The sequence below is a fragment of the Amorphus sp. MBR-141 genome, from assembly GCF_053628695.1.
Genome location: NZ_JBRJGW010000013.1, coordinates 21,597 through 40,249 on the forward strand (window position 1 = coordinate 21,597; position 18,653 = coordinate 40,249).

At 68.0% G+C, this 18,653-nt stretch carries 19 protein-coding genes and 1 tRNA gene; 9 read left to right on the forward strand and 11 right to left on the reverse strand.

Annotation, left to right across the window (positions count from 1 at the left end):
- Positions 1-8: 8 nt before the first annotated feature.
- From ACSSVZ_RS17210 to ACSSVZ_RS17225, 4 genes are all read right to left on the reverse strand, one after another.
- Positions 9-1,502 carry a tripartite tricarboxylate transporter permease gene (locus ACSSVZ_RS17210; RefSeq protein WP_453971941.1) on the reverse strand — a complete coding sequence of 498 codons (1,494 nt, stop codon included), beginning with the start codon at positions 1,500-1,502 and terminating at the stop codon, positions 9-11.
- A gap of 126 nt (positions 1,503-1,628) precedes the next feature.
- Positions 1,629-2,099 (reverse strand): tripartite tricarboxylate transporter TctB family protein, encoded by a 471-nt coding sequence (locus ACSSVZ_RS17215; RefSeq protein WP_453971942.1) that lies wholly within the window; start codon positions 2,097-2,099, stop codon positions 1,629-1,631.
- A 24-nt stretch (positions 2,100-2,123) separates the two neighbouring features.
- The gene (locus ACSSVZ_RS17220; protein WP_453971944.1) at positions 2,124-3,071 is read right to left on the reverse strand and encodes a tripartite tricarboxylate transporter substrate binding protein; all 948 of its coding nucleotides are present in this window, start codon (positions 3,069-3,071) and stop codon (positions 2,124-2,126) included.
- Between the two features lie 41 nt (positions 3,072-3,112).
- Complete coding sequence (locus ACSSVZ_RS17225; protein WP_453971945.1) at positions 3,113-3,490, reverse strand: carboxymuconolactone decarboxylase family protein; 378 nt, start codon at positions 3,488-3,490, stop codon at positions 3,113-3,115.
- A gap of 279 nt (positions 3,491-3,769) precedes the next feature.
- Between ACSSVZ_RS17225 and ACSSVZ_RS17230 the strand changes: the two genes are divergently transcribed.
- Positions 3,770-4,792, forward strand: a complete 1,023-nt coding sequence (locus tag ACSSVZ_RS17230) for a DUF1176 domain-containing protein (protein ID WP_453971946.1) — start codon at positions 3,770-3,772, stop codon at positions 4,790-4,792.
- A 121-nt stretch (positions 4,793-4,913) separates the two neighbouring features.
- Here the strand turns inward: ACSSVZ_RS17230 and ACSSVZ_RS17235 are convergent, their stop codons facing one another.
- Complete coding sequence (locus tag ACSSVZ_RS17235) at positions 4,914-5,492, reverse strand: sigma-70 family RNA polymerase sigma factor (protein ID WP_453971948.1); 579 nt, start codon at positions 5,490-5,492, stop codon at positions 4,914-4,916.
- Positions 5,493-5,963: 471 nt separating this feature from the next.
- Between ACSSVZ_RS17235 and ACSSVZ_RS17240 the strand changes: the two genes are divergently transcribed.
- Positions 5,964-6,509 carry a superoxide dismutase family protein gene (locus tag ACSSVZ_RS17240; RefSeq protein ID WP_453971949.1) on the forward strand — a complete coding sequence of 182 codons (546 nt, stop codon included), beginning with the start codon at positions 5,964-5,966 and terminating at the stop codon, positions 6,507-6,509.
- Between the two features lie 10 nt (positions 6,510-6,519).
- On the opposite strand, the gene ACSSVZ_RS17245 is transcribed toward ACSSVZ_RS17240, so the two are convergent.
- From ACSSVZ_RS17245 to ACSSVZ_RS17255, 3 genes are all read right to left on the reverse strand, one after another.
- Positions 6,520-7,596, reverse strand: a complete 1,077-nt coding sequence (locus ACSSVZ_RS17245; protein WP_453971950.1) for a DNA topoisomerase IB — start codon at positions 7,594-7,596, stop codon at positions 6,520-6,522.
- Between the two features lie 154 nt (positions 7,597-7,750).
- On the reverse strand, positions 7,751-8,164 hold the full coding sequence (locus ACSSVZ_RS17250) for a hypothetical protein (protein ID WP_453971952.1): 414 nt from the start codon (positions 8,162-8,164) through the stop codon (positions 7,751-7,753).
- Between the two features lie 77 nt (positions 8,165-8,241).
- Positions 8,242-9,075 carry a TIGR02587 family membrane protein gene (locus ACSSVZ_RS17255; RefSeq protein ID WP_453971954.1) on the reverse strand — a complete coding sequence of 278 codons (834 nt, stop codon included), beginning with the start codon at positions 9,073-9,075 and terminating at the stop codon, positions 8,242-8,244.
- Between the two features lie 273 nt (positions 9,076-9,348).
- Here ACSSVZ_RS17255 and cysD point away from each other — a divergent pair, with 273 nt between their 5' ends.
- Both cysD and cysN read left to right on the forward strand, forming a co-directional pair.
- Positions 9,349-10,257, forward strand: a complete 909-nt coding sequence (cysD, locus tag ACSSVZ_RS17260; RefSeq protein ID WP_453971956.1) for a sulfate adenylyltransferase subunit CysD — start codon at positions 9,349-9,351, stop codon at positions 10,255-10,257.
- A complete protein-coding gene (gene cysN / locus ACSSVZ_RS17265; protein ID WP_453971957.1) occupies positions 10,257-12,158 on the forward strand; it encodes a sulfate adenylyltransferase subunit CysN in 1,902 nt (633 codons plus the stop codon). Before cysD ends, cysN begins: the two co-directional genes overlap by 1 nt.
- 138 nt (positions 12,159-12,296) lie before the next feature.
- Here the strand turns inward: cysN and ACSSVZ_RS17270 are convergent, their stop codons facing one another.
- Positions 12,297-12,611, reverse strand: a complete 315-nt coding sequence (locus ACSSVZ_RS17270; RefSeq protein WP_453971959.1) for a DUF2934 domain-containing protein — start codon at positions 12,609-12,611, stop codon at positions 12,297-12,299.
- Between the two features lie 166 nt (positions 12,612-12,777).
- Here ACSSVZ_RS17270 and ACSSVZ_RS17275 point away from each other — a divergent pair, with 166 nt between their 5' ends.
- Positions 12,778-13,008, forward strand: a complete 231-nt coding sequence (locus ACSSVZ_RS17275) for a hypothetical protein (RefSeq protein WP_453971960.1) — start codon at positions 12,778-12,780, stop codon at positions 13,006-13,008.
- A gap of 15 nt (positions 13,009-13,023) precedes the next feature.
- Here ACSSVZ_RS17275 and ACSSVZ_RS17280 read toward each other — a convergent pair whose 3' ends face one another.
- Positions 13,024-13,458 carry an EamA family transporter gene (locus ACSSVZ_RS17280; protein WP_453971961.1) on the reverse strand — a complete coding sequence of 145 codons (435 nt, stop codon included), beginning with the start codon at positions 13,456-13,458 and terminating at the stop codon, positions 13,024-13,026.
- Between the two features lie 178 nt (positions 13,459-13,636).
- Between ACSSVZ_RS17280 and ACSSVZ_RS17285 the strand changes: the two genes are divergently transcribed.
- Together ACSSVZ_RS17285 and ACSSVZ_RS17290 are read left to right on the forward strand one after the other, a co-directional pair.
- A complete protein-coding gene (locus ACSSVZ_RS17285) occupies positions 13,637-14,014 on the forward strand; it encodes a DUF805 domain-containing protein (RefSeq protein ID WP_453971962.1) in 378 nt (125 codons plus the stop codon).
- 290 nt (positions 14,015-14,304) lie between these two features.
- Positions 14,305-14,766, forward strand: a complete 462-nt coding sequence (locus tag ACSSVZ_RS17290; protein WP_453971963.1) for an N-acetyltransferase family protein — start codon at positions 14,305-14,307, stop codon at positions 14,764-14,766.
- A gap of 114 nt (positions 14,767-14,880) precedes the next feature.
- On the opposite strand, the gene ACSSVZ_RS17295 is transcribed toward ACSSVZ_RS17290, so the two are convergent.
- A tRNA-Ser gene (locus ACSSVZ_RS17295) sits at positions 14,881-14,971 on the reverse strand.
- Between the two features lie 825 nt (positions 14,972-15,796).
- On the opposite strand from ACSSVZ_RS17295, the gene ACSSVZ_RS17300 reads away from it, so the two are divergent.
- Together ACSSVZ_RS17300 and ACSSVZ_RS17305 are read left to right on the forward strand one after the other, a co-directional pair.
- On the forward strand, positions 15,797-17,401 hold the full coding sequence (locus ACSSVZ_RS17300; RefSeq protein ID WP_453971965.1) for an efflux transporter outer membrane subunit: 1,605 nt from the start codon (positions 15,797-15,799) through the stop codon (positions 17,399-17,401).
- On the forward strand, positions 17,401-18,651 hold the full coding sequence (locus ACSSVZ_RS17305) for an efflux RND transporter periplasmic adaptor subunit (RefSeq protein WP_453971966.1): 1,251 nt from the start codon (positions 17,401-17,403) through the stop codon (positions 18,649-18,651). The genes ACSSVZ_RS17300 and ACSSVZ_RS17305 overlap by 1 nt, the downstream gene beginning before the upstream one ends.
- The last annotated feature ends 2 nt before the right edge of the window (positions 18,652-18,653 follow it).

The window sequence follows — 18,653 nt, forward strand, 5'->3', positions numbered from 1 at the left end:
GAGGTCCTTCAGCGGGACTTGCGGGCGGTGACCAGCCGGCCCCACAGCCCGGAATAGAGCGGCCGGGCCAGCAGCACCACCGACAGGGCGAGCAGCACGGCGGCAATCGGGTGGGTGAAGAAGTTGGTCCAGTCGCCCTCGAACACGATCATGCCCATGCGCAGGTTCTCCTCCACCATGCCGCCGAGCACGAAGCCGATGATGATCGGCGCCAGCGGGAAGCCGGCGCGGCGCAGGAGGTAGCCGACCACGCCGGCGACGAACGTCGTCACCAGGTCGAGCACGGAGTTGTTGAGGGTGTAGATGCCGACCGTGACGAGGACGACCACCATGGCCATCAGCAGCGCCTCCGGCAGCGCCAGGATGCGCCGCCACACGCCGCCGAAGCCGGCCGCGATCGGCAGCAGCAGGAGGTTGATGATGGTGAGGACGATGTAGAGCGCGGCCACCGTGTCGGCGTGTTGGATGAACAGCCGCGGCCCGGGCACGATGTCCTTGATGACCAGCGCGCCGAGCAGGATGGCGGTGATGGGATCACCCGGCACGCCGAGCGCCAGCGTCGGCACCAGGGCGGCGCCGGTGACGGCGTTGTTGGCGCTTTCGCTGGCCGCGAGCCCGTGCGGGTTGCCCTTGCCGAAGGTCTCCGGCTCCTTGGAGGCGCGGCGCGCCTCCGCGTAGCTGACGAACGAGGCCGCCGTCGGCCCGATGCCGGGCAGGATGCCGAGGATGGTGCCGATCACGCCGCCCTTCAGGAAGGTGGGCGTGAGGGTGCGGAACTCGCGCAGCGTCGGCATCTTGAAGCCGGCCGCCGTCGTGGTGGTGGTGGGGCCGTAAGCGCCGCCCAGCCGGGTGAACACCTCCGAAAGGGCGAACAGGCCGACCAGCACCGGCACCAGCGACAGCCCGGCGGAGAGCTCGAAGATGCCGAAATCGTAGCGCACCTGCCCGGTGAAGGTGTCCTGGCCGATAACGGAGATGAACAGGCCGATGACGCCGCCCATCAGGCCCTTGACCATCGAGCCCTCGGAGACGGCGGCGATGCAGGTGAGCGCGAACAGCGCCAGCGCCAGCATTTCGGCGGGCCCGAAGTTGAGCGCCCAGGCGGCGAGCCGCGGCGCGAACAGCGCCAGGATGGCGACGGAGAACAGCCCGCCGAACACCGAAGCGACCGCGGCGATGCCGAGCGCCTTGCCGGCCTGGCCCTTCAGCGTCATCGCGTAGCCGTCGAGACAGCTGGCGGCAGAGGCCGGGGTGCCCGGCGTGTTGATGAGGATCGCGGTGACCGAGCCGCCGTAGATCGAGCCGGCGTAGATGCCGAGCAGCATGGCGATCGCCGGCACCTGGTCGAGGCCGAGGGTGAGCGGCAGCGCCAGCGACACGCCGACAGCCGGTCCGAGCCCGGGCAGCACGCCGATCGCCACGCCGAGCAGCGTGCCGCCGAGGATGGCGAGCGCCGTCGGCAGGGTGAAGATCATGTCCGCGGCGGAGACCAGGATGTCCATCGGAAGACCTGAATGACGCGGTCGCCGCCCTCATTCGGGGCGGGACCCTGACAGCCCTGCGGGCGGCACCCGGGAGGGTCAGCCGCCGCACGGGGCGAGAAACCCGGATGCCGGCCCGTGCCCGAGCTAGAACGATGGCCAGGCGGGCAGCGGAGCGTCCAGGCCGGCGGTGAACACGTACCAGATCACCAGCGGCCCGAGCACCACGGTGGCCGCGATGCCGATCGGGTTGCGGTAGCCGAGCATGAGCGTGAAGACGAGCAGGAAGACAGCGCTGGAGATCGGGAAACCGACCACCGGCATGGCCGCGAAGTAGCAGCCCACCATCACCATGATCGCGACGATGCGGGCGACGTTCTGCGGCTCGTCGTCGGAGCTGGACCGAAGCCCGGCCAGCAGCGGCCGCCCGCCCTGGACGATCAGGACGATGGCGAGGATCACCCCCGCCCCGATCAGGATCTGCGGAAAGAACAGCGGATCGTAGGCGATGCCGCCGCCGAATTCCGGCAGCGACATCTGCGAGGTGTACACGGCGAGGATGCCCCAGAACACGAGCAGGGCGAAGCCGGCCGAGACGGTCTTGAGGTCCTTCGACATGATCGGTCCGATCCGCTCCCGGCGCTACTTCGCGCCGAGGCCGTTCTTCTGGATGTAGGCGCCGATCGTCTCGTACTGCTTCTCGATCGACTGGGCCGACTTCTCACCGGTCTCCGACACCTTCGGCATGGAGAACTTGGTCAGCGTCTCGGTGAAGCCGGCCGACTTCTGGGCGGCGCCGCAGGCCTTCACGAGCCGGTCGTAGACGGCCGGTTCGACGCCCTTCGGCGTGACGATGGCGCCGGTCAGGCTGTAGACCACGTCCGCATAGCCGAGTTCGGCGATGGTCGGCACGTCCGGGGACTCCACCCGCTCCTCCGACATGATGGCGATCGGCCGCAGCAGGTCGGGATTGCCGAGCACCGCCTCGGCGGTCAGCGGGGCGACGTCGATGACGCCGGACAGCAGGTTCTGCACGGCGGCCTGGTGGCCCTTCATCGGCACGCCGATGGCCTTGTAGCCGGCCTTGCTCTCCAGGTCGCTCATGGCGATGTCCTGCAGCGAGCCCGGGCCCTCCGTGTAGTACTTCACCGCGCCGGGACGCTCCTTGGCCTTCGCCAGCAGATCCTCGAAGGAGGTGATGTCGGACTTGGCGCTGACCGTCAGGATCAGCGGATTGTCGAAGGCACGGCAGACCACGTCAAAGCTCGACAGGTCGTAGGGAAGCTTGGCGGTGTGCGGCTTCATCAGCAGCGGCGTCGAGGTGAGGATGCCGATGGTGTAGCCGTCCGGCGTGGCGCGGGCGATGTCGGCGCCACCGACGGTCCCGGCCGCACCGGCCTTGTTCAGCACCGTGATGTCCTGGCCGAGATCGGTCGCCATCTCGGTGGCGATGGCGCGACCGATGAAGTTGCTGGCCCCGCCGGGCGGGAACGGCACGATGAAGGTGAGGCCCTTGTCCGGATATTCGGCATGAGCCGCCCCGGCGGTGAGCGCCAGTGCGGCTGCGAGAATGATGGAACGCTTGATCATAGTTTCCTCCGTTGACGTTTGAAGACCCCGTTGACCGGGTCTCAGGCCTTGTCGGCTTCGTCCGGTCCGTAGATCTTCGCCAGCACGTCGCCAGCATGATTGATGGCGGACAGGCCGCGGAACAGGAACGCGATCTTCGCGGCGTCGAAGAGCTCTTCCTTGGTCGCGCCGGCCTTGATCGCCGCTCGGGCGTGGAACTCGGCGGCCGGCGACGTCTGTGTCAGCAGGATCACGTAGGCGATGATCTGGACCTGCTTGGCATCGAGGTGCTTCGATTCGAAGACACTCTTGCGCATGGCCTCGAGCTGGTCGAGCCCCTCGGGATCGACCGAAGCGGCGAACTCCAGCCGCTTTGAGACCTTCGGCGGCACGAGGCCGATCATTTCCCGGTAGTAATCTTTGTGCTGTTCGAGCTGCACGGCGGATCCGTTTCGTTGGAACTTCGTCAGTGCCCAGACAATCGCCCAAGGGCTCGGAGGCTGTCAACGGATAATCGATAATCCAATCGCGGCGGAGATGGGGCGCGGATCGCCATCCCAGCCATTTCCTTGATTTCATACCAATTCCTTGGATTTATACACGTTGATTATCGATGATTTTGCCGCACTGCAGCATCGCTACGGTTCTGCTGGCGACGGACGCCGAAGCCGCCTATCAGTGGGGCGGGGAGCTGATCGCACCGAACCGGGAGGGACCCGATGCGTCTGACGCTGCCGATCGCATTCGCCGCCGCCATGGGCATGACCACCATGCCGGCCGGAGCCGAGGACGGGCCGCCGTTCTACAAGACCTCCAAGGACTGGAGCGGCTACTGCCTCAGCTCCGGCACCTGCACGATCTACACCGCCGCCGGCGACGGCCTGCTGTCCATCTTCCGCGCCCCAGGCGCCGCGGACGGCGCCTATGCCTGCCTTCTCCCGATCGGCGAGGAGGCCCCGACGCATTGGTCGCTGGAGGTCGACGGACAGGGACTGCTGGACAGCAGGGACGCCGATCGCCTCTCGCCGGGCCTGGCCGACCTTGCCGCCAGCGAGGAGCCTACGCCGCTCGCGGCCTTCGCCCGGAAGCTTGCCGGGATCGGCGCGACGCCGTGCGCGCATGCCGTCCCGTTCACCTCCGACATCTCCGCCGCACTGGAGGCCGCCAAGACGGCGGACCTGGCCGGCGGGAAAGCCCCGGTGAGCGTATCGGCCAGCGGCTTTACCGCCCTGGCGCTCTGGCTCGACGACCGGCAGAACCGGATCGGCACCACGACCGCACTGGCACGCCCCGGAGACACGCCCCCAGTCGATGGCCCCTCGGCAACGGTCATCGCGGCACCGAGCGCCCTGCCTGCGGACGTGGCAAAGCTCTGGACCGCCTCCCCCGACGAGTGCGCGCGGATCGACGATGCGTCGTTCGCCCAGACCGACGCCGTGATGGTCGGGCTCGACGGAGCGTCCACGCTGTATCTGCTTCCGTGTGGTCGACCGGGCAACAATGCGCCGACCATCGCGATCATGGCCCGCCCGGACGCGCCGGCCGCGCCGGCCGAGCTGCCGACGGTGGTCGAGGGACGGACGAGCGACGAGAGTCTCGCCGGCAGCCTTGCCTGGGACGGCCGCAACCGCGACCTGGTCAGCAGCTGGTCGACAAGCGCGGAGTGCACCACGACGACGATCTGGCCGTACCGGGACGGCGCCATCCAGCGCGGCCTCAACAGCCAGTCCGCGGGCTGCTAGCGCGCAAACGCCAACGGGAGGCGAGCGGAAGACCGCTCGCCACTGCGGAGGGAATGGACCTGCGGGGCTGCACCCGACGGGCCGGGCGGCGGAGCGGCCCGGACGACGGATCGGTCGTGGCTCAGTGAACCCGGCCCTCGAAGAGTTCGGACACGTTCTCTGCGTGGAGCAGCTCGAGCAAGCGATGGCGGGCGCGGTTGAGGCGGCTCTTGATGGTGCCGATTGCGCAGCCGGTCATTTCGGCCGCCTCCTCGTACGACACCCCCAGGATACCGACGAGAACCAGGACCTCTCGCTGCTCGGCGGGCAGCGCATCGAGGGACGCGCGAATCTCGTTTCCCTGCACCGACCAGTCCTGGGACTGGGAGATGGACAGGACGTCGGCCACGCAGTCCTCCTGGCCCGGCTGCTCACGCCTCCGCACCTTGGCGGAGGTGTAGAACGAGTTGCGCATGATGGTGAAGAGCCAGGCCTTCAGATTGGTGCCCGCGCGAAACTTGGAGGCGTTGGCGATCGCCTTGGTGAGCGTCTCCTGCACCAGATCGTCGGCGTCGAAGGGGTTCTTGCAGAAGCTGCGCGCGAACATCCGAAGCGCCGGGATGAGCGCCACGAGCTCGCCGTCGATATGGGCCGTTGCCGGGTCGACCGCCAGCTGGACGGCGGGTTCGGAATGAGCGAGCGAGCGGCGACCATCAGACATGCGATCCTCCTGCGGCGCGAAACCTTGGGGATGCAACGCAGGTACCAAGACGCGGTTCCGTATTCGAGAAGGAAACTCATCAGTATTTTGCCGGTTCAGGCAAATTAACATATGATAATATCAATATTAATAGCATAACAATTGCTATTTACCTAATAATGCTCATGCCGTCAGTAAATCTATCTAAGTATTTTAGAAAATTCGCCCCGCAACCATGAGAGATTCCGGAACATTATGACGGATCACCGACGCGTGAAATAAGGCACTGGCTGCCGATATCAGCCACCCTTCAGCCGATTCGACCGCCCAAGCGTAGCGCAGAGCCTGCCTCGGGATGCCAGCCACCGGGACCGGCAACCGAATGACTGCCCCCTCACCGACCTGACGCACTTGGGAACGAACGCCCCAGGAACCATCGCCGCCGTTGCCTGTTGCCCCGCACTGGGGAGCTTCAACGGGAAGGACCACATCATGAAGACCTTGCTGATCTGCGCGCTCGGAACCGGACTTGTCCTCGGCGCGCCGGCGCTCGCCCAGACCGAGACGTCCGATCCGGCCAACGCCGAGCGCACGCTGAAGGCGTCGTTCGTCGGGGCGGACGGAAACGACATCGGCACGGCCGGCCTCACCCAGACCGAGAACGGCGTGCTGATCCAGATCGACATCGAGGGGTTGCCGGCCGACAGCTGGGTCGCGTTCCACGTCCACGAAACCGACAGCTGCGACCCGCAGGATGGGTTCAAGGCGGCCGGCGGCCACTTCAACCCCGACGGCGCGGACCACGGCTTCCTGGTGGAGTCCGGGCCCCATGCAGGTGACATGCCCAACCAGCATGTCGGCCCGGACGGAACCCTCCAGGCGGACGTGCTGAACGCCAATGTCACGCTGGCGAAGGGCGAGACCAGCATCCAGGGCCGGACGCTGATGATCCACGCCGGCAAGGACGACTACAAGAGCCAGCCTTCCGGCGACGCCGGCGATCGGATCGCCTGCGCAGTCATCGGCGCGGCCACCTGAGCGAGCGCGGTCAGGCGTCGCGTCCATCGCGTTCGCGAATGAGCCAGGCGAGGACGCGCTGTTCGTCCTCGTCGAGCCCCGCGTCCGGGTCGATGCGGCGGACGGCGCGCAGCCGGGCGGCGAGCGTTCCGTCCAGGAACCTCTCGAACACCTTCGGGTGGACGTAGCACTTGCGGCAGACGGCGCGGGTGTTGCCGAGCGTCTGCGCCACCTCGTCGATGGCCGCATTGATCTTGCGCGCGCCGTCGGTCTTGCTCGACGGGGGATCGGCGTCCGCCAACAGCGTTGCGGCAAGCACGGTGCCGGCCCATGTGCGGAAGTGCTTGGAGCTGAATTCCGCCCCGGAAATCTCACGCAGATAGGCGTTGACGTCGTGGGAGGCGACCGGCCGCACCTCGCCGTCCTCCTTGTACTGGAACAGATGCTGACCCGGCAGTTCGTGGCATGCCCTGACCACCTTGACGATACGGCGGTCGGTAAGTGACAGGCTCCATGCCTTGCCGGACTTGCCGGTGAACTTCAGCCGCAGCGCCGACGCCTCCATTTTCAGGTGGCGCGCGCGCAGCGTGGTCAGGCCGAAGCTCTTGTTCGCGCGGGCGTAGGCGGTGTTGCCGATGCGCACGAAGGTGTGCTCGAGCAGCCAGACGATGGAGCCGAGCACCCGGGTGCGATCGAGACTGCGGCGGCGCATGTCGGTCTCTACCCGCGCCCGGATGTCCGGCAGCGCGGTCGCAAACGCGATCAACCGGTCGTACTTGGCCTGGTCGCGGACGTCGACCCAGCGCGGATGGTAGCGGTACTGCTTGCGGCCGCGGGCATCACGACCCGTCGCCTGGATGTGGCCGGTCTCGAGCGGACAGATCCAGACGTCCACATAGGCGGGCGGCACGGCAAGGCCCCGGATCCGCGACAGCGTCACCGCGTCCTTCACCAGCACGCCCTCTGGATCGCGGTAGGAGAAGCCGCGGCCGGCGCGCCTACGAACGATGCCGGGAACGTCGTCGCTCATGTAGACGAGGCGCGCCGCTTCGGCCGAGGCATGTGGCGCCGGAGGGGCAAGCAGGGTTGTGTCGATGCGCGATTTCATCGGGACCTCGAGGACGAGAGCCATCTCCGAGCAGTCGGACCCACCGCGCTCGACGAAGAGTGGCTCCAGGGCCGAACCCGCTACGCCGGCAAAACGTTCCCGCGCCGTGCATCGATGATGGTCGCCGGACCGGCCGGGGCAGTGATCGGGCGCGTCAGGGCGCCCGGTAGCCGAGGACGCGCACCCTGAGATCGCCCTCCATCGGATCGTGCGTGAACATCAGGGTCGCCTCGCGGCTTGAGCCGGGTGGCAGATAGTCGAGCCGCGCCCGGGCCATGGTCCCTTCCGCGCTGCCGTTGCCGGCCCTGCCCTCGATCTCGATCTCCGCGGCGGTCGAACCGCCGATGTTCTCGACCGTCACGACGACGGAGTAGCCTTCCGCGACCCGCATCGGCGGCGCCGAATGGACGACGATGACCGGCGGCGTTCCGCCTTCGCTGACGCCGTAGCCGACGAGGATGGCGATCACCCCCAGGAAGACGACCGCGCCGAAGCCGGCGGCGATCCAGTGCAGCCGCGTCGGGTAGACCGGGTGGAACCGCGAGCGCTTGCCGTTGCCGTTCACCATGCGTCTGCCTTCAACCTTTCGGGTCTGTCGCCGATTGCGGTACGGCCGATGCGGCCGCCCGTTGCCATTTCTCTCATCTACAGGATCAGCCGCGCCGCCGCCGCGCCGAGCGCGGCCGGGAAGGACAGCACCACCGTCGTCGCCGCCACCGCCTGCAGCCCCTCCCCGTCGAGCTGACCGAACGACCACAGCACGTAGAGGCTCATGGCGAAGGCCACCGCGTAACCGACCAGGGTGTAGCGCAGGAAGATCGAGACGAAGCCGATCCCCTCGACCCGCCCGACCTCCTGGCCGCGGAAACGGACCGAATAGACGAAGGCGTGCATGGCGAGCAGCAGCAGGACCATCAGGATGACGAGGTGCCAGACGGTGGTCTGCGAGGCGATCAGCACCACCTCCTCGGTCGGCGCGACGCTGAAGCTGAGAAACAGGGCCCCGGCCGCCATCAGGAACACCTCGGCGCCGTAGGAGGTCTGACGCGCCTCCTGCTCTTCGCCCTCTTCGTCGCGCTGGCCGAACTGGCTGCGCGCCAGCATGGCACCGATGCTGGCGGGCACCGTCTGCAGCCCGATCTGCCCGGCGATCTCATTAAGGCCCATGCCGAGATCGATCGTGCCCAGCAGCAGCAGGATGCCGCCGGAGCAGACGCAGCCGACGGCGATCGCGAGGAAGCTGTCGGCGACATCCTGCCCCCACCCGCGGTTCGCTTCGAGCCCGATATAGTGTGAGATGCCCATGAGCAGCGGCAGCAACATCGCGACCAGCAGCGCCAGCCGGTAGCGATCCATCGTGGCGCCGAGCTCCCACATCTCCATGGTCATGAAGATCGGGACCGAGAAGATGGCGGCGCCCCCGAGCGCGCGCCCGACCTCGACCAGGAAGTCGCTGACGGTTTCCTGTCTAGCCGGCACGCATCCTCCCTCTGGCGACAATCTCACCGGCCGGCGCCGGCGCGCATCCCGTCCTGCGCATCCGACCGTATGGGGCATTTCTTTTCCCGCGGCCGCGCAGAGCGGGGGCAGCGGTTTTCTTGAGAGTGCCGGTTCGCTCCCATAGTCTTGCGCCAGGTTCCGACGGTCGGGCCGGCCGAGGCAGACCCGCTTCAGAGCAACAGACTGGGATCGATGTTCCGCCCGGCGGCAGCAGCCGCGGCACGGCCTTCGGTCGACGAAAGCGCACAACCGATGTCATCCGAGCGATTTTCCCATCTTCAGCGCCTCGAAGCGGAGTCGATCCGGATAATGCGAGAGGTGGCTGCGGAGTTCCGCAACCCGGTCATGCTGTATTCGATCGGCAAGGACTCCTCGGTGATGCTCCACCTGGCCATGAAGGCGTTCTATCCCTCCAGGCCGCCGTTCCCGCTGCTGCACGTGGACACCACCTGGAAGTTCCGGGAGATGATCGCGTTCCGCGACGCGACGGCGAAGCAGCTGGGGCTGGACCTGATCGTCCACACCAACCCGGACGGGCTGGCGCAGGGCATCAACCCGTTCGACCACGGAGCCTCGCACTACACGCATGTGATGAAGACGGAGGCGCTGAAGCAGGCGCTGACCCAGTATGGCTTCGACGCGGCCTTCGGCGGCGCCCGCCGCGACGAGGAGAAGAGCCGCGCCAAGGAGCGCGTGTTCTCGTTCCGCACCGCCAGCCACGGCTGGGACCCCAAGAACCAGCGGCCGGAACTCTGGAGCCTCTACAACACCCGGGTGAACAAGGGGGAATCGATCCGCGTCTTCCCGCTGTCCAACTGGACCGAGCTCGATATCTGGCAGTACATCCTGGCCGAGCGGATCCCCATCGTGCCGCTCTATTTCGCGGCCGAGCGACCGATCGTCGAGCGCGACGGCACCCTGGTGATGGTCGACGACGAGCGGCTGCCGCTCCTCCCCGGCGAGACGCCGCGCCAGCGCATCGTGCGCTTTCGCACGCTCGGCTGCTATCCCCTCACCGGCGCCATCGAGAGCCCGGCCACCACGCTGGTGGAGATCGTCGGCGAGATGCTGATCGCCCGCACGTCGGAGCGCTCGGGCCGCCTGATCGACGCCGACGAGGCCGCCTCCATGGAGCGCAAGAAGCGCGAGGGCTACTTCTGATGAACAAGGTTCCCGCCACCGCCGCCTTCGCCGCCGAATACCTTGCCGAGCAGTCGTCCAAGGGGCTGCTGCGCTTCATCACCTGCGGGTCGGTGGACGACGGCAAGTCGACGCTGATCGGCCGGCTGCTCTACGATTCCAAGCTGATCTTCGAGGACCAGCTGACGGCGCTCACCCGCGACAGCCGCAAGCACGGCACGGCGGGCGACGACATCGATTTCGCGCTGCTGGTCGACGGGCTGGAGGCGGAGCGGGAACAGGGCATCACCATCGACGTTGCCTACCGCTTCTTCGCCACCGAGGCGCGCAAGTTCATCGTCGCCGACACCCCCGGCCACGAGCAGTACACCCGCAACATGGCGACCGGCGCCTCCAACGCCGAGTTGGCGGTGATCCTGGTCGACGCGCGCAACGGGATCCTGCCGCAGACGAAGCGGCACTCGTTCCTGGTGTCGCTGCTGGGCATCCGCCACGTCGTCCTGGCGGTCAACAAGATGGATCTGGTCGACCATTCCCGGGAGGCCTTCGATCGCGTCGCCGATGCGTACCGGACCTTCGCCGAGCGGTTCGGCTTCGAGACCCTGCAGGCGATCCCGATCTCGGCGCGCTTCGGCGACAACGTCATGGAACGGTCCGCGCGAATGGGCTGGTACGACGGGCCCACTCTCAAGGACCACCTGGAAACCGTCGAGGTCGCCGACGACCTGGAGGCGCGCCCGTTTCGCATGGTCGTGCAGTGGGTGAACCGCCCCAACCTGGACTTTCGCGGCTTTTCCGGAACCCTCGCCTCCGGCTCGATCCGTCCCGGCGACGAGATCGTGGTGGCCCGCTCTGGCCGGACGGCGAAGGTCAAGGCGATCGTCACCCATGACGGCGCCCTGCCCGTCGCCTATGCCCGCCAGGCAGTGACGCTGACGCTGGACGACGAGATCGACATCTCGCGCGGCGACGTGCTGGCCCGGGCGACCGAGCGGCCGGAGGTCTCCGACCAGTTCGCCGCCCGGCTGATCTGGATGCAGGAAGACCACGCGCTCATTCCCGGCAGACCCTATCTCCTGAAGTGCGGCGCCCGGACGGTGACGGCGACGGTGACCGAGCTGAAGCACAAGGTGGACGTGAACACCTTCGAGCAGCTGGCGGCGAAGACGCTGTCCCTGAACGAAGTGGGCGTCGTCAATATTGCGCTGTCGGAGCCAATTGCCTTCGATCCCTATGACGACAATCACGAGACGGGCGGCTTCATCCTCATCGACCGGCTGACGAACCGCACCGTCGGCGCCGGGATGATCCAGTTCGGCCTCAGGCGTGCGTCGAACGTCCACCTGCAGGCACTCGACGTCGACAAGCGGGCGCGCGCCGCCCTGAAGGGCCAGAAGCCGGCGATCCTGTGGTTCACCGGGCTGTCGGGCGCCGGCAAGTCGACCATCGCCAATCTGGTGGAGAAGAAGCTCGCTGCCAGCGGCCGCCACACCTATCTGCTGGACGGCGACAACGTCCGCCACGGCCTCAACCGCGACCTCGGCTTCACCGAGGCCGACCGGGTGGAGAACATCCGACGGGTGGCGGAGACGGCAAAGCTGTTCCTGGATGCCGGGCTGATCGTGCTGGTCTCGTTCATCTCGCCGTTCCGCGCCGAACGCCGGCTCGCCCGTGAACTGGTGGACGATGGCGAGTTCATCGAGATCCACGTCGACACGCCCATCGAGGTGGCCGAGGCCCGCGATCCGAAGGGGCTCTACAAGAAGGCCCGTGCCGGCCAGATCGCAAACTTCACCGGCATCGACAGCCCCTACGAGGCCCCGGAACATCCGGAGCTGCGCCTGGATGCCTCGACACTCGCGCCCGAAGACCTGGCCGACGCGGTGATCCGCCTGTTGACCGACGGAGGCTACACGCACTGAGCCCTCCGCCCCGACGCAGGGTCAGTTCCCTGCCGCAGCGCGCAATGCCTCTCCGATGGGGCCCGGCCGCCTCGCACGATGGCGGGGTGCCGGCGCCACTGGGACATGTGCGGGGCCGGGTTCGCACCCGGCCTCCCTTCAGCGCCGCCGGCGGAGCGGCTCCTTGAGCGTCTGGGTTGCCGCCTCGCGATGCGGCACCCGCGCGCCCTCGCCCTGGTCGACCATCTCCGGGAAATCGCCCTGGTTTTCGACCGCCTCGGGCGGTTCGACGACGTCGCCAGCACCCGCCTCGCGCGGCAGCAACGCGCTGTCGCCGGCCTCCTCGATGGCGACGAGCTCGCAGGCCTTTTCCCAGTGGTCAGCCTCGCGCCCCTCGGGCCGGCCCTCCTCGATCCAGATCTGATAGGCCTTTTCGCGCACGCGCTCCTGCGGCAGCTGGCTTTCGTCCGCCATGATCTCGCTCCGTTTCGACTGAGATACTCCCGCCTCACGAGCCCGGCCCGCCCGGGTGTCTCCCCGATCGGACGCGGCCCTGGCGGGACCGGCCATGAAACTTCCAGGCGCCGACAATTGTTCCGGACCCGGCTGCCCCGGGGGCACGTAGAAACGGAGTCGTTCCATGCATCTGTCGGACCACGAGTTTTCCGTGCTCGACGCCATTGCGCGCCTGCACGCCGACCACGGCGAATATCTCCGCGCGGAGACGATCGCTGGCGCCCTGCCCGACGAGGACCCGACGGTGGTTTCCAACGTGCTGCAGAGCCTCGAGCGCAAGCAGTTCGTCGCGTTCAACGCCCGGCAGGAAGCGACGATCACCGAGTTCGGAGCCGCGGCGCTCAAGTCGATGTGACGGCGACCGGCGCCGTCAGCGGTAGGCGACGAGCACGGCGCCGGCGGCGATCAGCGCGACGCCGAACCAGTTCGGTGTCGACAGCCTCTCCCCGAGAAAGACGACCCCGAACACCGCGACGAGCACGACCGACAGCTTGTCGACCGGCGCCACGCGGGCGGCGTCCCCCATCTTCAGCGCCCGGAAATAGCAGACCCAGGAGGCTCCCGTCGCCAGCCCGGAAAGTACCAGGAACAGTGCCGAGCGCGGCGCAATCGACCGGAAGCTCTGCCATCCCCCGGTTGCCGTGAGGATCGCCGCGAGCGCACCCAGAATGACGATGGTGCGGACGAACGTGGCGAAATCGGACCCGACGTTCTCGACGCCGATCTTGGCGAAGATCGCAGTCAGCGCGGCAAAGACGGCGGCCAGCACCGCCCAGATCTGCCAGGAGGCGAACAGCGAGGTCATGGTCGGAACTCCGATCTGGCGGGGTGGTCCGCTGCCGGCGGAATGACCCGCCCATCATGCGCGATTCTGCTGGATTGTCTCGACACGCGGATTGTGGAGGCCTCGTCCCCCGCCGCATGATGGGCATCGTGCCGCTCCGGACCTGGGGCGGCCGTCAGACCTGGCAGGGAGCGGGGCAATGATCGACAGCTATCTCGGCGTCATGCGCAACTACGTGACCTTCAGCGGGCGCATCGCCCGCGCGGATTACTGGTGGTACGTGCTCGCCTACTTCATTCTTCTGCTGATCGGCGGCGTCGTCGATGGCGTCCTCGGCTTCGGCTGGGACGAAGGCGAGGCCGGGCCCGTTGCCGGCCTCATCAGCCTAGTGCACATCCTGCCGTCGCTGGCCGCCGGATTCCGCAGGCTGCACGACATCGGCCGCACGGCGTGGTGGTACCTGATCGTGCTGATCCCGCTGGTCGGCATGATCGTGCTGCTGGTGTTCCATGTGCAGCGCGGAGACCGCGGCCCGAACGTCTACGGTCCGGATCCGCTCGAGCCCGGAGCCGCCTGACGCACCGTCGGCGGACGCTGCGGCGAGCAGACGTCATCGATGCCGGCGGCAGCGCTGCCGCGGCGCGCATCGGAGGCACGGAAGGCACAGGCGGAAGCATCTGCCTGTGCGGGGCCGCCGGCTGCCGGTCAGCCCCGCGATGCGGGCGCAACCTGGCCGCCCGCATTTCCCGTTCGGATCGCGCCGATTTCAACGAAAAGGAATTGCCAGACCGGTTGAATCCGGAGCCATATCCTGCCGACAGGGTGCCGCCATCCGACCGTGATGGCTCCAGGGAGATGCGGACTTCCATGCCCAGGCTGCAGAAGGCGACTGAAACCGACAGGGCCGGATGGGAAGCCATCTGGGCAGACAACTGCCGCCATTTCGCCGCTCCCGCCATGGACGGCCTGACCATCGAAGCGCTGTGGGCGCGGATCCTGGACCCGGCGCATCCGATGGATGCCTGGCTCGCGTTCGACGAGGCGCCGGCAGCCGGGCTTCCCGTCGGCCTCGCCCACACGATCCTGCACCCGCACACCTTCTCGCTGCGGCAGGTCTGTTATCTGGAGGACCTGTTCGTCGCGCCGGCGGCGCGCGGCCGCGGCATCGGGCGCGCGCTCATCCAGGCGGTCGCCGATGAAGGACGGCTGCATGGCTGGCAGCGGATCTACTGGGTGACGGAAGCCAGCAATGTGGACGCCCAGCGCCTGTACGCGTCGCTGGCCCGGCCGGTGGATCAGCGCATCTACGCCATCGACATGGACAGATGAGCGAGATCGGCGGAGAGGATCGAACAAAATTCGAGCTCGACGACCGAAGCGCGACTGCGACCGGCCGCCCCCGCGGAGGCGTCGAACGACGTGAAGCTGCCGTGAGCGAGATGCTGGCGGAGACGGTGGGATTCGAACCCACGAGACGGTTTTGCCATCTACTCCCTTAGCAGGGGAGCGCCTTCGACCACTCGGCCACGTCTCCGTTGTCGGCGTGGGTAGCGGCGAAGTCCCGGCCGGTCAAGGGATCTGGCCCGCAATTGAGGTGGATAGATCGCGGCGCGCCACGATCATGCCGATCGCCGACACGGCCGGCCGGGTCACCGCCGACATCGACCTGCAGCAGGTGCACGGCATGCAGCTGAAGCTTCCGTCCGATGGCGCGTTCGCCGACGGAGGCCAGCCCGCGGCGGCTCCCACAGGGTCGGCTACCGGCTCTGAGACCACCGGCCGGTTCCAAGGCGCGCGAACCGTGGATGGTGCCGGCGGCTGCCCAGAGTGGGACCAGACTGCGCCGCACCGCACGCGGGCAAAGCGGGCACACGGTTCCGAGCTCCGGCCGCGCGAGGCCGCGATCCGCCTCCGCGGGACCGATCCGGGACGGTCCGGGTGTCTCGCTCCGATACCCGGGAAGTTCACGACCATGGCCATGCCCCTGCCCATGCTCGCGCGCTCGGCCCTCCGATTTTCTCGCCGGCCCCGCGTAGGCAGCCGCGCATTCGTCCGTTCCTAGGGTTCGGTGCCATCGCGCAACGGACAAATTTTGATCACCGGAAGTTCTGTAAGTTCGTGAAAGAGGGAGCGTCGGGTCCACGTCTCGCAGGGATGCCGGCCCGCCGGCGTCGGAGCCCGGTCCCGGGAGGCGGGCGCGCGGTGCGGCCCCGACGGCAGAGCGCAGGTGACGGTCCACCGCCTCGCCAGCCTCGCCCCGGCAGGAACCTGACGATGCCCAGTTCGAACGCCGGCAGGCGGCGGCCGACGCCGCCTCGGCCAAGCCGGACGTTCCTTCGAAGATGAGACACAGGCCGGCATGATTTGCCAACCATTCCGATCGGCTTCGCCTGTCCGGCCGAGGCCGCCGCTCAGGTGCCGCCGGCTCCTGCTCGTCGTCTCGGTCTCGGCGGGGGTCGCGGGCTGCGCGGTCGGCCCCGATTACCGCACGCCGCTCCTGCCGGTTCCAGCCCAGTGGACCCGCATCGGCTCGGTATCGACGGCGAAGCCGCCGGAGCTTTCCGAGTGGTGGAAACGGCTCGACGATCCGCTGCTGGATGCGCTGATCGCCGAGGCCGTCGCCGGCAACCTGGACGTCCGCACCGCCAAGGCGAAGATCCGCGAGGCGCGCGCGACCTACCGGCAGGAAGTCGGCACGCTGTTTCCCTCGGTTGACGGCTCCGGCTCCTACACCCGCTCCAAGAACGGCTCGAACGTTTCCAGTGGTGGCGACGTGACCGTCAGCGGCGCGTTCGACCAGTACCAGGCCGGCTTCGACGCAAGCTGGGAGATCGACCTGTTCGGCGCCAACCGCCGCAGCGTCGAGGCGGCCAAATACGGGCTCGACGCCGCCGAGGAGGATCTGCGCAACACGCTTCTGACGCTGATCGGCGACATTGCCGAGAACTACGTCATGGCGCGCGGCTACCAGGCCCGGATGGCGCTGGCGCAGCGGACGGCGACCTCGCAGCGCGAAACCGCAGACCTGACGCGCACCAAGTTCCGCGAGGGCACCGCGTCCGGCCTGGACGTCGCCAACGCGGAGGGCCAGTCGTCGAGCACCGAGGCCGACATCCCCGCCCTGCGGTCGTCCTATGCGCAATCCGTCCACCGCCTCGGCATCCTGCTCGGCCAGGCGCCAAACGCCGTCGCCGGCCGCATGAAGAAGCCGCAGCCGATCCCCTCGCCCCCTCTCCCGGTGCCGACCGGCATCCCGGCCGAGATCCTTCTCACCCGTCCCGACGTGCGGCTCGCCGAACGCCAGTTCGCCCAGTACACGGCCAGGGTCGGCCAGGCCGAGGCAGCCCGTTACCCGAGCGTCAGCCTCACCGGCGCCATATCGACCTCGGGCGTGGAGATCGGCGATCTGGCCGACAACTCCACGATCAGCTGGTCCTTCGGCCCGTCGCTGTCGGTTCCCGTTTTCAATGCCGGCCAGCTGAAGGCGGCGGTCGACGCGGCGAAGGCGGTGCGGGACCAGTACTACCTGACGTATTTCTCGTCGGTCCTGACCGCGCTGGAAGACGTCGAGAATGCGGTGGTCGCGCTGGCCCAGGATCGCATCCGGCGACAGAAACTCGCCTCTTCGGCCGCGTCGTACCGGAAGGCCGCATCGCTCTCCCAATCCCTCTACCGGACCGGGGCCTCGAGCTTCCTCGAGGTTCTCGATGCGGAGCGCTCTCTCTATTCCGCGGAGGATTCCCTGATCCAGAGCCGGGTGGACATCGCGACCGACTACATCGCCCTCAACAAGGCGCTGGGGGGCGGCTGGAACGGAACCATCGACGCGACCAGGCCGGAGGTGGTCGACGAGGCCACCGGGCCGCGGCTGGCGAAGCCGCTGCTACCGCCGATCGCGCCGGCCTTGCAGCCGGCATCCGCCCCGCGGCGGGGGCCGCTGTCGATCCTGCCGGGACGCTCGTGATGGCGGGAACGCGCAAACGGCGCCGCGGGCGCCTCCTCTGGGTATTGCTTCTGCTGCTGATCGCGGGCGGCGCCGCCGGATGGGTGCTCTATCCGCGCTATTTCGCGGACGAGGCCCCGACGGTCCTGAGCGTGCCCGTCACCCATGGCGACCTGGAGGAGACGGTGCTGGCCACCGGCACCCTGAAGCCGGCGAAGCTGGTCGCCGTCGGCGCCCAGGTGTCTGGCCGCGTCACCTCCGTCGACGTCAAGGTCGGCGACGAGGTCGCGGAAGGCGATCTGATCGCCCGGATCGATTCGGTGACGCAGGAAAACGCGCTGAAGACCGCCGAGGCACAGCTCGCCAACATGCGCGCACAGCTCGACGAGAAGAACGCCAATCTCACCTATGCCCAGGCGTCGGTCGACCGGCAGGAGCGGCTCTTGAAGCAGACCGCCACCTCGCGCGACGAATACGAGGCGGCCGTCGAGACGCTGGCAACCACCAAGGCGCAGATCGCGGCGCTCGATGCGCAGATCTCCGAGGCGGAGGTGGCGGTGGAGACCGCCAAGGTCGACCTCGACTACACCCGCATCACCGCGCCGATCGCCGGGACCGTGCTGTGGGTAGTCACGCAGGAAGGGCAGACCGTCAACGCGTCCCAGTCGGCGCCGACGATCGTCATCCTCGGCCAGCTCGACGTGATGACCGTGCGGGCCGAGATTTCGGAAGTCGACGTGGTGAAGGTCGCGCCGGGCCAGCCGCTCTACTTCACCATCCTGGGCGATCCCGACACCCGCTACGACGCGACCCTTTCCCAGATCGAACCGGCACCGGAATCGATCACCAGCGACAGCGCGGTCTCTTCCTCGAGTTCTTCGTCCTCTTCCTCTTCGTCGTCGTCGTCCAGCTCGGCGATCTACTACAACGGCGTCTTCGACGTGCCGAACCCGGACGGCAAGCTGAAGACCTACATGACGGCGGAGGTGCACATCGTGGTGGGCCAGGCCGAGAATGCCCTCACCATCCCCTCGGCGGCGCTGGCGAGCCGCAACGCCGACGGCACCTATCAGGTCCGGGTCCTCCGGTCCGACGGCGTGGTCGAGAGCCGCACCGTCGAGATCGGCCTCAACGACAGCGTCATGGCGGAGGTCGTCTCCGGGCTTGCTGAGGGCGACCGGGTCGTCACCGGCCAGTTGGCAGCCGCCGCGTCCGGAGGCTCCGGCAGCGGCGGCCGGAGGCGCGGTCCGCCGTCGCCGATGGGGTTCTGACC